At 59.3% G+C, this 11,823-nt stretch carries 12 protein-coding genes and 2 pseudogenes; 3 read left to right on the top strand and 11 right to left on the bottom strand.

Features of this window, described 5'->3' with window-relative positions:
* Together KB201_RS25020 and KB201_RS24420 are read left to right on the top strand one after the other, a co-directional pair.
* Window positions 1–134: pseudogene (locus tag KB201_RS25020) on the top strand (IS30 family transposase); the annotation flags it as partial.
* A 4-nt stretch (window positions 135–138) separates the two neighbouring features.
* A pseudogene (locus KB201_RS24420) lies at window positions 139–429 on the top strand (IS3 family transposase); the annotation flags it as partial.
* A gap of 119 nt (window positions 430–548) precedes the next feature.
* Here KB201_RS24420 and KB201_RS24415 read toward each other — a convergent pair.
* The 10 genes from KB201_RS24415 to KB201_RS24370 are packed head-to-tail and all read right to left on the bottom strand — an operon-like array spanning window position 549 to window position 10,658.
* Entirely contained in the window at window positions 549–2,189 is a 1,641-nt protein-coding gene (locus tag KB201_RS24415; protein WP_014928958.1) for a long-chain fatty acid--CoA ligase, read from the bottom strand.
* Between the two features lie 29 nt (window positions 2,190–2,218).
* Entirely contained in the window at window positions 2,219–2,947 is a 729-nt protein-coding gene (locus KB201_RS24410; protein ID WP_223258800.1) for a hypothetical protein, read from the bottom strand.
* A gap of 6 nt (window positions 2,948–2,953) precedes the next feature.
* Window positions 2,954–3,910: an MlaD family protein gene (locus tag KB201_RS24405; RefSeq protein WP_004023297.1), complete on the bottom strand. Its 957-nt coding sequence runs from the start codon at window positions 3,908–3,910 to the stop codon at window positions 2,954–2,956.
* On the bottom strand, window positions 3,907–4,950 hold the full coding sequence (locus KB201_RS24400) for an MlaD family protein (protein ID WP_004023296.1): 1,044 nt from the start codon (window positions 4,948–4,950) through the stop codon (window positions 3,907–3,909). Before KB201_RS24400 ends, KB201_RS24405 begins: the two co-directional genes overlap by 4 nt.
* Window positions 4,947–6,008 carry an MlaD family protein gene (locus tag KB201_RS24395; protein WP_004023295.1) on the bottom strand — a complete coding sequence of 354 codons (1,062 nt, stop codon included), beginning with the start codon at window positions 6,006–6,008 and terminating at the stop codon, window positions 4,947–4,949. Before KB201_RS24395 ends, KB201_RS24400 begins: the two co-directional genes overlap by 4 nt.
* A complete protein-coding gene (locus KB201_RS24390) occupies window positions 6,002–6,997 on the bottom strand; it encodes an MlaD family protein (RefSeq protein ID WP_004023294.1) in 996 nt (331 codons plus the stop codon). The genes KB201_RS24395 and KB201_RS24390 overlap by 7 nt, the downstream gene beginning before the upstream one ends.
* The gene (locus KB201_RS24385) at window positions 6,994–8,007 is read right to left on the bottom strand and encodes an MlaD family protein (RefSeq protein ID WP_004023293.1); all 1,014 of its coding nucleotides are present in this window, start codon (window positions 8,005–8,007) and stop codon (window positions 6,994–6,996) included. Before KB201_RS24385 ends, KB201_RS24390 begins: the two co-directional genes overlap by 4 nt.
* Window positions 8,004–9,041: an MlaD family protein gene (locus tag KB201_RS24380; protein ID WP_004023292.1), complete on the bottom strand. Its 1,038-nt coding sequence runs from the start codon at window positions 9,039–9,041 to the stop codon at window positions 8,004–8,006. The genes KB201_RS24385 and KB201_RS24380 overlap by 4 nt, the downstream gene beginning before the upstream one ends.
* Window positions 9,042–9,049: 8 nt before the next feature.
* Window positions 9,050–9,913 carry an ABC transporter permease gene (locus tag KB201_RS24375; protein WP_014928961.1) on the bottom strand — a complete coding sequence of 288 codons (864 nt, stop codon included), beginning with the start codon at window positions 9,911–9,913 and terminating at the stop codon, window positions 9,050–9,052.
* A gap of 10 nt (window positions 9,914–9,923) precedes the next feature.
* The gene (locus KB201_RS24370; RefSeq protein WP_033206584.1) at window positions 9,924–10,658 is read right to left on the bottom strand and encodes an ABC transporter permease; all 735 of its coding nucleotides are present in this window, start codon (window positions 10,656–10,658) and stop codon (window positions 9,924–9,926) included.
* 258 nt (window positions 10,659–10,916) lie between these two features.
* On the opposite strand from KB201_RS24370, the gene KB201_RS24365 reads away from it, so the two are divergent.
* The gene (locus tag KB201_RS24365) at window positions 10,917–11,393 is read left to right on the top strand and encodes a PaaI family thioesterase (protein WP_004023289.1); all 477 of its coding nucleotides are present in this window, start codon (window positions 10,917–10,919) and stop codon (window positions 11,391–11,393) included.
* Window positions 11,394–11,528: 135 nt separating this feature from the next.
* On the opposite strand, the gene KB201_RS24360 is transcribed toward KB201_RS24365, so the two are convergent.
* Window positions 11,529–11,669, bottom strand: a complete 141-nt coding sequence (locus KB201_RS24360) for a hypothetical protein (protein WP_156422439.1) — start codon at window positions 11,667–11,669, stop codon at window positions 11,529–11,531.
* Window positions 11,670–11,823: the final 154 nt, after the last annotated feature.

Raw genomic sequence — 11,823 nt, 5'->3', positions numbered from 1 at the left:
CTGAGGACCTCGAGGCCATCGCCTACACCCTCAACAACCGTCCTAGAAAAGTCCTTGGATGGAAAACTCCCGCCGAAATCTTTGGCGAACAACTACACTCGCTACAACAACCCAGTGTTGCATCGACCGATTGAACGCGCCCAATTCCGATCGCGAAAATTCGTACACGCCTTGAACACTCATGGACTCACGGGGTCGATGGGCAAAGTCGGAGCGTGCGGGGACAACGCAGCGATGGAGAGTTTCTTCGCACTCCTGCAACGCAACGTGCTCGACCGCCAACGCTGGGACACCCGCGAGCAGCTTCGGATCGCGATCGTCACCTGGATCGAACGGACCTACCGCCGCCGGCGCCGGCAAGCCCGCCTCGGTCGGTTGACGCCTGTCGAGTTCGAAGCAATGATCAACACCGCCGCTGCCGCGGCATGACACCCAAACTGTCACCTATCCGTGCAGCAGTCCCCATCGGCAAATGCATTGCTTCTATAGAAGTGTGCCCACCGAACGCTGACGACGTTCGGTGGGCACACTTGCGCCCTATAGCGGCGCTAATTCGATACAACCGGCAGCTCGCCCTGCTCATGCTTCGCGCGTAACACCTTCTTATCGAACTTGCCCACGCTCGTACGCGGTACCTGCTCCACGAACGTCCAGTTCTTCGGGATCCACCAGTGTGGGATCTCCTCCGGGCAATTTCTTAGGCACCACTCGTGAAGCGTGTCAGCCGACACCTTGCGACCCGGTACCGGAACCACCACGGCGAGAGCTGTTTCCTGCCACCGGGGGTCGGGCATCGCGACAACCGCGGCCTCGGCGACATCTGGGTGCGACATGATCCAGTTCTCGAGCTCCACTGACGAGATCCATTCGCCCCCTGACTTGATGACGTCCTTGGACCTGTCGGTCAGCGTCAGGTACCCGTCCGGGCTGATGTGTCCCACGTCTCCGGTCCGCAACCAGCCATCCCGAAACCTCTCGGCGTCCTCGAGCCGGTAGTAGCTGCCTGTGACCCACGGACCCCGCACTTCGAGTTCGCCGACGGACTTGTCGTCACGGGGAACCGGCAGGCCGCCCTCGTCGATGAGGCGCATCTCCACCCCGCAAATTGCCCGTCCCTGTCGCTTGCGGTACGACATTTCCTTTGTGGGGCTGATCCCGGCGGGAGGCCGACTTACCGCTGCAAGCGGGGACGTCTCAGTCATGCCCCACGCCTGGATAATCTGTACGCCGAAGCGGTCCGCAAACCCTTCGATCAACGACTGCGGGACAGGAGCTCCACCACAGGCGACAAGGTCGATTGATGACAAGTCGACACCCGGATTCGCGATACCGTACTGAAGAAGATCGTTCCAGATTGTCGGTACTGCTCCTGCCTTCGTGGGGCGATGCTGTTGGATCAAGTCGGCGAGCGGCGCCGCTTGAAGGTATCGATCAGGCATGAGCAAGTCCGCGCCGGCCATCAGCGACGCGTAGGGCAGACCCCAGGCGCTGGCATGAAACATCGGCACGACGGGAAGTACACGATCGGCTTCTGCGATCGCCAGAGCGTTACCAGTACACGCTGCAATGGAGTGCAGAAACACCGAGCGATGACTGTAGACGACCCCCTTGGGATCGCCTGTAGTGCCGCTCGTGTAACACATACCCGCAGCCGACCGCTCGTCGGGATCGACCCAAGAGAACATTGGTGATTCTGCTGCGAGCGCGTCATGGTATCGCATCACGGTCACGCCGTGGCCGTCGAGCGGGGAGGTGTCGCCGTCGCCGGTAACGAACACAACCCGAACCGTCGCCAAGCCCGGTAAGACCGCCGCCAACAACGGCACCAGCGACCCGTCCACAATGATGACCTTGTCTTCGGCGTGGTTCGCGATGAACTGCAGCTGAGCCGGTGACAACCGGATGTTCAGCGTATGCAGCACCGCGCCCATCGCGGGTACCGCAGCGTACGCTTCGAGGTGCTCCTGGTTGTTCCACAGCATGGTTGCCACGCGGTCGTCGCCGACCACGCCGACCCGGCGCAGAGCATTCGCCAGACGTGCGCATCGCTCTTCGAGATCGCCGTAGGTTGCGTACCGGGCAGAGTCGCTCGCGGAATAAGTAATCACCTGCCTATCAGTATGATTGGTTGCGACGTGACGCAGTATCGATGACACTGTCATCGGCACCTCCTGCATGGTGCTTTTCATCAAATTCTCCTTTCGCGGCGGACGCTGGATCATTCGGCAGGTCCGTAATCCTGGATCTGCCAGCCGTTCTCGGTCTTCAGCACGACTACTTTCAACAGTGTGGGGAGTTCGCTCGGCTGAGGGTTCTGAACATTCTGGGTCTTCTGGGTGGCGAAGACCAGCACCGTGTATTCCCCCCGGTTCTCGCTGGCGCTGCCGGTGACACTGGTCGCCAGTACGCGTCCCGACGCTTGGACCTTGGCCTGTTCCATGATTTGGGTCAGGGTGGGTTCGACATCGTCGTATCGCTTGACCAACGCATCGCTGGCATTCTCTTTCACTTCGGTAAAGAATGCGCCGGTGTTTTGGTAGCTGTAGGTGAGCGACTTTGTGGTGTAGTCCGATGCTGCCTGCGCTGCCTGCGCTCGTTGTGTGGCAGCGTTCTCCGCGGACGTCTTTGCTTCCCTCATGTCAATGTAGAGGTAAGCAAAGAGGCCGGCCAGCACCGCGAGTGCCACCACGAAAGCGCCGGCGGCCACCGCCTGGACGCGTGCTGATCTCCATCGGTGCCTGGCATCGGACGTCGGGGGGCTTGCCTCGTCCGGGGCGGGACCGTCTTGGGACGTCGCAGATTCTGTAGCACCAGTGGCGTCGCTGCGATCTGCTTTGTCGGAAGCCGCAGTCAGCTTATCCTCAGCGCTGCTGTCCTTGGATTCTGGTCCGTTGTCTTGTGCCGTCATTTGCTGCCTTCTGTGAATGCTGGTGTAGGAGGTATCCATCGGGCGTCAGCGAGGTGATGGCGTGACGGCGATCGGAATCTGCGCCTGCCCCCGATGTGACGCTGGGAATGTTCGAGCCAGAAGATCACCGATCGATCCGAAGTCGATGTATGTGTCTGCGACTTTCGCCGTCGCCGGCTTCACCGCGCGGGTAATGGCGACAATATCGGGCTGGAGTATCTGGATGTAGCCGCTGAGCTTTTCCACTAGCTTCAGGATCGGTGGCCATTTGTCGTAGGACGTAGAAGTGAAAACGATGAACGCACGTTGGATCCTCGCCAAACCGTCGACGGCATCCGGGGTCCGGACCGACGCGGTGCTGAGCACACCGCCCACGTTCGACATAAGGCCCAGGAGGAACTCGGCATTGTCCGCAGTGGTACGGACGGCACCGTCGTCACCGACGAAGTCCACGAGGCGGTGCATCATGTCTCCGATCGTGTCGAGGTCCTTTTGCCGGCCGTCGACTGCCGCCGAGATCGTTTCGTTGATGGACTGAATCGATGCTGGATCGAGCGCGTCCGCCACTGCCGACATTTTCGGGAGCACCTGGGGAACGGATTGCGACACGCGGATGGCGCCGGCGGGCACTAGGTCCCCACTACGCAAGTACTCACTGGTGGTTGTGCCCGGTGGGATGAAATTGATGTATTGTTCTCCCGCGACCGAGAGGTTCTGAATCGTCATGACACTGCCGCGAGGAATCTTATAGTCGGAGTCGATGGACATGTCGACGGCGAGCTGATTACCTGTGACGCGAATAGATGTCACTTTTCCCACCGGCACCCCCTCTAACATTACCGGTGATGTGTCTAGAAGGCCGCCCGAGCTCTCGAGTATGGCCGAGATCGCGTAGTCGGTGCGGAACGGGTTTACCCGTGCCACGTCGATGATCAAGTATGTCGCTCCGACGAGGAGAACGAGGACAAGGGCAACCAGCGATACGAGGGTGCTGCGGATCATGGCATCATTCCGATCGCTCGCAAGACGGTTATGAACGACTCGGCATCACGCCGCGCCAGTTCTCGGCCATCGATAGACACATCGGAGACGTTGATATCTGGCGAGCTGACGAATGGGATGAGCCTTTCGCGTATTACACGAGCCGCCTTGTCGGAAACATCCTTGGAGTAGATGTCCGAGTACGCGATGGACGCGACCACTGGCGCGATCGCGCCCACCGTTTCCTTGATGCGGGAATACTCAGGGTCGACGATACGGCCTGCGGATACCGCGAAGTCGCGCAGATTAGCGATGAGTAGCGCTACGTCAATTAGCGAGTAGCCCAGACCATAAAAGTTCACTCCCCCCTTGGTCAACATTCGGTCTGTACCTGACGGGTCGGCCAGGATCACTTTGAGTGTGCGATCGGCTGACTGCAGGATTACGTCGAGTTTGTCGGTGTTGGCAGACACCTCAGACACGGTGCGCAAGGTCGTGCGGTAGAGCGCATCGAACTGGGCGGGGTCACTCGGAAAAGTCGAGTTCAGCGTCGATATCGCGGTATGGATTTTATCGAGTTCACCCCCGCCCAATACGTTAGCCATACCCCGCATCACGTCCTCGACGTTGGCAGCCGGTTCGGTGCGTGAGAGAGGTATTACCGATCCCGCGCGCAGCAAGCCTTGGGTGGACTGCTGTGCAGGGGGAAGGATGGCCACATAAATCTCGCCCAGGAGAGTGTCTTGGCGGAGTTCCGCGCGCGAATCTTCCGGCAGCTGGGCGTCTTTATCAATTCGGGCAGCAACCAGCGCGTGGCCTCCGTCGTAAGCGACGCTGGTGACGGCACCGACGTCAATCCCTCGAGAGAGGACTTTGGCACGGGCAGGCAAGTTCAGAGCACTCGTGAACTCGATCTCGATGTCGTAGCCGTCTCGGGCGGATGATCCACCGATGGTCGGCGGGTTGTCAGCACTGATGCTGCAGGCGGCGAGGGCGATAGTCGCTACGAACAGCGTCACGATCGCGGCCGTGACACGACGAAGGTAGCCGTAGATCATCATCGAGGTTGCCCTCCGATCAAGTTGGCGATCGTCGCCGCTTCGTTACCCGTCGCGCAAACGTCCTTGACGGAAGGAGGAGCGCACGCGTTCTTGAGGGCCTGCAGTGGTACAGATATTGCGAATGCCCGCAGGATCGACTTCGCATCTGGATGCTCAACGATGAGGTCAGCTGTTCGAGCGGCGACGGACGCAAGTATGTTTTCTTGCTTGCCCGCTTGCGAGAGGAGGGGAACCGCAGCATCTCCAAGTGAGAAAATAGGTGGCCCGAAGTCAGACGATAGGCGCGACAGGATAGGGACGAAGGTGCCTGCGTACTCTGTTGCGGCGCCGAATGTTTGACCGAAAGCAACAATCACCTCAATTGCGCCTACGAAGTTGTCGAATAGCTGGGTCACCTCAGTACTGTTTTCGGTGGCAACACCGGTTAAGGTGGCGAGATTGGCTACAATCCTGCGTATCTGGCTATCACGCCGGGTCGGATCGTTGATTAGCGTGGCCGAGTCCTGGAGAATGCCGGATATATCACCCTGGGTCCCTTCCATGTTTTTCGAGACGAGTGTAAGTGCCTGAAGAATCGCATCCGTGTTACGTCCGTCGTCCTTGACGAGTTCGTCTGAAAGAGTGCTGATCGCGTCGAGCGTTTGACTAATCCCCAGTGGAGTCCTGGTCTTTTCCAGTGGGATACACTCAGCCGACTTGTAATATTCTCCGCCACGATAGGGATGGGTGAACTCGATTTGTCTTTCGGTGACAATCGAGGTGGACACCAGGGTCGCACCCACATCTGCGGGAAGCGGCACGGTCTTGTCGATCCGCATATCGACACGCACACCTTTCTGTCCCTCCTCGTGAATGCCTACGACCCTGCCCACCTTCTTGCCGAGCATCGCGACGGAATTGCCTTCGTACAGACCTGATGCGTCAGAAAACTCCGCACATAGTGATCGCGTGTCGTCGTCGGCTGTCGCATAGTCGATTCCGACGCCGCCGATCACTACTGCCAGTGTGACAATGGTGGCGATCGGGATCAGATGCCGACGCATCCGCTCCGTCAACATTTGTTATCACCAATCGGGATACAGACGCGGACGGTCGGTTCAGGACTCGCAGGTCCGACCTGCGGAGCATTGAGGAGAATGCTCAGTCTTCTGGTGATCTGATCGACCTGGGCCAGCGCGTCTTGGTAGGCGGGCATCTGGGCCGACACCTTGTTTAGAAGGATCTTAAACTGCTGTACCGATGGTTCTATACCGTCGCGGTACGCGACAAGCGGCCGGGTCAGCAACTTAAAAAGACGACGTAGATAATCGAACCCGCTCTGGACGTTGGCGATGTCTGGTCCAAGGGTGCGGGCAAGGAAGCTGAGCTGGCGTAGGAAGTCCACGAGTACCTGCTTGCGGTTTGCGAGGGCAGCGACATACTCGTCGGACAAAGCCACCGTCTTGTCGAGTTGTGCGTACTGACGCTCCAGCAAGTCCATCAGGCTGCTCGCGTTTTGCAGGGCATCAGGGATATTGGTGTTTCCGTCGGAAAAGGCATCCTGTAGCAACGCCGCCGTGCGCCGTAGATCAACACCACGCACGTCACGGAACACCGGTGTAGATGTCTCCAGGGTGCTGGAAATATCATAGGTGCTGCCTGTCTGCACCAGTGGGATCGCGCCGTCAATGGCCGACGGGCCTGAACCTGGGTCGAGGTCCAATACACGTCCACCGATAGGGGTGAGGAGACGGACGTTCGCCGTCGCGTCCGACCGAACGGCAATCGAGTCATCCAGCCGGAACCGCACGGTGATGAACGTTCCGGTCAGGTCGACCGACGCTACCTTGCCTTTCCTGATCCCGGCGATACGTACCTGGTCGCCAGCTTCCAATCCGCCGGTATTGACTAACTCCGCGCTGTAGATAGTTTGTCCGGGCGGCGAGATATACACAGCTCCGGCGGCGACGAGACCGGCCACCGTGACCATCGTTACGACCCCCGCCAGGATGAGGTCCCGCCGACGCTGCGGGCGGTGATGCGGACGCTTGCCGAAGAAACGGGTCACTGGCACACCACCAGTCGTTGACCCATCAGGGCGATCTGCACTGTTCTCGGTAGGTCGAGCACCCCTCGGGCACACCCTGCCGCCGAGGGCGGGGGAGTCGCGTTGGATGTTGCGGCCAGGGCGTCCAGGAGCGGCTTCAGGAGAACGGCACCATTCAGTAGGCCTTCTGTATCCCCTGGCTCCCGCACTAATCTCTGAAAGATAGCCGCGAAGCTGGTGTCGTAGGTCGACTCGATCTGCTCACCGGCGAGTACAGTCTTTGCCATCGAACGGTTGACCTCTCGCAGCGAGGCCCGCAGTCGATCGCTCACGCGGCTGAACGCATCGACGATTGACCCCAATTTGTCTATCAACTCAACCAGTTCAGCGGAGCGCCCCATCAACTGGTCGGACACCTGCCCCAGGCTCGTCACAATATTGGTGATGATCTCTGAACGCTGGTTCCCGTAATCAGTGATGTTCGCGACTTGCTTCATGACTGGTGCGATACCTCGACCGTCTCCCTGGGCAACCCGTAGAAGGTTCGACTGAAGCTCGTTGATTTCCGCAGTATTCAATGTATCGAATACTGGTTTGAAACTGTTGAATAGTGTCGATACGTCGAAGGACGGGACGGTCTTCTCGAGTGCCACCTGTGTGATCGAGTCCTGGTCGGCGCCTTGTCCGGCATTGATGAGTTCCACATACCGCTGCCCCAGCAGATTTTGGTAACGCACAGCGGCAGTCGTCGCGGGGGTAATCGCGACACCGTCATCCAGTTGGAAACGGACGATCGCTGTTGAGCCCTCGAGATCGACAGCCGTTACATATCCCACTTTCACTCCAGCGAGTCGTACCCCGTCGCGGGGCTTGAGTCCGGAAGCGTCGGCAAACACCGCGGAACGCTGCGAACTGGGTGACCCTTCGTTGGTCGGCTGCAGAATCGCGATGATGACATATGAAAGGACTCCGATGAGAGCGATGAAAGCGACGATTTTAATGATTGTGGGTGTTAGCGACCTCAGAGTCATCGCGTGGCACCCCCCATTCTCAATGCGCCTTGTAGGGCAGGCGACGTCTGGACCACCAGTGCTAGCTGGAGCTGGACCCGTTCGTTGAATTTCGGCAAGGCTTTGTCGATGCCATCGAGGATCTGCGGGATCGTGTACACCGTGCGAACTAGCCCCGAGGCGGATCTGGCGACGGGCCGCGCTAGGTCAAGGCCGACGTCTAACAGCGAACTCAGGGCTGGGTAATTCTTATCGAGCAGGCCGCCGAGCCCACCGAAAAGAACCTTTCCCGTGTCGCCGAGATTACTCTTCGTGCGGTCGATGTTTTGTTGGGTGGCGAAAAAGTCAGCGATATCGACGTTCTTCAAGACGCCAGGGACAAACGGCGTCATGAAGTCGGCGACTCCGGTGGACAGGTTAGCCGCAATTCCTAGGTCCTCCCCGACCGGCCGTTTCTGGACATCTCGCGTGAGTTGCGCAATCTGGAGAACGAGTCTTCCGCTATCAGCCATTGCCTGCGAGTCCTCAACGATGAACCTCACTACCGCTTCAAATGAGGGCTGGTCCAGTGCCTCGACCAGCGTGGAGATCTTGCGAACAAGCGTTGACACCGAGGTCTGTTCAGATTGCAACCTGCTCACGTAGACACTCCCGCCGGAACCGATGGGTGGTCCTTGTCCAGGATCTACGATCTCCAGTGCAGTTGGTCCCAATGCGTTTGACGAGGTGTAGTTCACCGTCATGCCCTGCCGGAGAACTAGGTCGTTACCGGAACCGGTGAGGTTGATTTTGACCGCCGCGCCACGGTCTCGAACCGCGATGCTCGAGACCTCCCCCACGGTGAACCCAAGGTACTTCACATCCGATCCCCCCTTCAATCCGTCGCCTATCGCGTCGGTGTTGATGGTCAACGACGTGTGATCGCTGAAGTCGCCGTTAGCGTCACTTATCAGTAAGTAGGCAGCTATCGCGCCGAGGATCAATAGGGCGACCCCCCGAAGGGCCAGGTTCCCGTGCGACGGCTCGCGTCCGGACGGATCATGAAAGACAGCCACTGAACCCCCTACCCTGAAATCCGTACGCCGGAATCGAATCCCCACATCAGAAGGGTCAAGATCATGTCCTCCACGACGATGACTATGAGGCTCGTGCGGATCGCTCGACCGGACGCTCGACCCACCCCCTCAGCTCCGCCTGTGGCGAAGTAGCCCTGATAGCTATGGATAATCACTACAGAAATGACAAATACAAGAACTTTGATAAGCGAGAAGGCAAGATCCTGAGGTTTGAGGAACTGGTCGAAATAGAAATCGTAAGTGCCGCCGGATTGGCCGTGAACTTGTGTGACGACGAGTTTGGCGGCCCCGAATCCGAGAATAAGCGCGACGATGTACAAAGGAATCACGGTCGTGATCGACGCAACTACGCGAGTGCTGACGACGAATGGAATAGGACGTACCGCCATAGCCTCGAGAGCGTCGATCTCCTCGGAAATGCGCATCGAGCCGATCTCAGCTGTCAACCGGCAGCCGGCTTGTGCTGCGAACCCGATCGCCGCGATCATTGGCGCAAGCTCTCGGGTGTTGGCATAGGAAGAGATGAACCCCGTCAGTGAACCCATCCCTACGAGGTCCAGAGAGGCGTAACCCTGGATACCGATTGAGGCGCCGACGGCGATGCCGAGGATGGCGAGGACGATGGCCGTTCCACCACCGACCAAGACTGCACCTCTACCCCAGGCGAATTCTTGTATGTAGAGCAGGGTTTGGCGTCGGTAGGTGGTGATCACATGGCGGATGCCGAGGACCGCGGCGATCACAAAGGTCGCGACGTGCCCCAAGCGTTCAGGTACGTGTACAACTGGCGCGATCACGGCTTCGACAGGGCGGGTGGCGGCGGAGAACCTCCGGGAGGGAACGGTGGTCACGAGGCGTTTCTCATCCAATAGTTTGGGGGACGAACATGGTTGTTAATTGCGTGATAAAGACATTGATCACGAAGCATGCGACGACGCCCAGTACTACGGTGGCATTTACTGAGGTTGCGACGCCTTTAGGGCCGCCTTTCGTCGACAGGCCGCGGTGACAAGCAATCGTCACCACTACAAGTCCGAACACAAGCGATTTGCATAGAGCGACAACGATGTCTGTTATCGATGCGAACGAAGCGAACGAGGCGACGTAGCTGCCTGGTGTGATGCCTTGGACGTCGACGCTGATGGCGTAGCCCGCCAGCAGCCCGGTGAAGACGATTAGCATGCAGAGCAGCGGCGCGGTGATCAACACAGATACGAACCGGGGCGCTACGACTCGCCTGATCGGATTGAGTCCGAGTGTCTCCATGGCAGCAATTTCTTCGCGAATCGTTCGAGCACCCAAATCAGAGGCAATCGCTGATCCGGCCGCGCCCCCGAGTAGGAGGGCGGTAACGATGGGCGCTCCCTGTTGAATAATCCCGAGGCCACCAGCGGCGCCAGCTATTGACGTGGCCCCAACTTGCTGAGTGAGGCTACCCACCTGTACTGACACGATGACACCGAATGGCACAGCTACGAGAATCGCCGGCAGAGTTGTCACGACGATGACGAACCAGGTCTGCGATACGGCTTCGCGAAACGGAAATCGTCCTGTAGCAATGTCTACTGCTACCCACCGCAGGGCCTGACCAGCCAAGCCGACGGTGTTACCAAAAGTGGCAGCGCCGTCTAGCAGACGGTTGACGCCTGTGCCGGTGGTGATGGCCATCTCCCCCCCTAGTGCGCGTGGTGTGCGCCACTCCATTCGCGTGTGCGTAATGGACAGTATCAGGTACTGGCAGTATTACCTATAGTGGTGAGCACAGACCGTGTTCGGGACCGGTTCCCACACCTCATCGATCCCCCCGCACCCTGTTGCGTAGGTGGCGGGCTGAGTTAAGGACAACGATCAGAGATGACCCCCGAAGCAAGACTGCCGGCACACTCGTCCCAGTGCATGGGCTGCGGAAGCAGCAACCCCCACGGACTTCAACTTGAGGTCTACCGGAGCGGCGAGCGGGTGTACGCCGATCACACCTTCGACGAGAAACACCTCGGCGCGCCCGGGTTGGCGCACGGTGGCGCGATCTCGGCCGCCTGCGACGACATCATGGGTTTCACCCTGTGGATCGCGCGGACCCCCGCGGTGACCCGCACCCTGACCGTCGAATACCGCCGGCCGGTCCCGCTGCACACTCCCATACGTCTCACTGCCTGGATTGACCACGAGTCGGATCGCCTACTGCACATCGCGGCCGCCGGATCGTTCGATGAGCAAACGTACTTCACCTCTAGCGGTGTTTTCGTCAAGGTCGACGTTGCTCACTTTCGACGTTATGCCGACGTATCAACAATCGATGACTTCTTCGCCAACTTCACGCGGTCAGACTGACGCCGCACGCGTCTCCGTTCTGCGCGCCGCCAACTCTGCGAGGTACGCGACCACGTTCGGCGATCCACCGCCAGCGGTCAGGCTGCGACGGTCAACAGGGCTGGAACTGCAAACGCTCGGCCTTCCACTGCCGGTTCAGTAGCGACAGGAAAACAACACCGCAAGGACCGGCTTGACCGCGAGGGTCAGGCCGAGCGGATTGCCCGCCCACCAGTCGCGGCGCTGCAGCATCAGGCTCGTACACAGCGGCTGAACCATAACGGTCACCGGCAGCACTGTTCTCACAGGATTGGAGGGGAGGGCGGCGAGCTCCCTCGAATGTGCAGCTCTCTTCCTTCCGTCCTGGCTACAGTTGAACCGCCCCGGGTCTGTCGGAGGCTCTCGAACCTGTGAAGGATGGAGAGCATGGCAGCACCACGCAAGTACAGTG

It is taken from the genome of Gordonia sp. SCSIO 19800 (genome assembly GCF_018132775.1).
GTDB lineage: Bacteria > Actinomycetota > Actinomycetes > Mycobacteriales > Mycobacteriaceae > Gordonia > Gordonia hongkongensis.
This window is presented reverse-complemented; position numbering and strand designations above follow the sequence as displayed.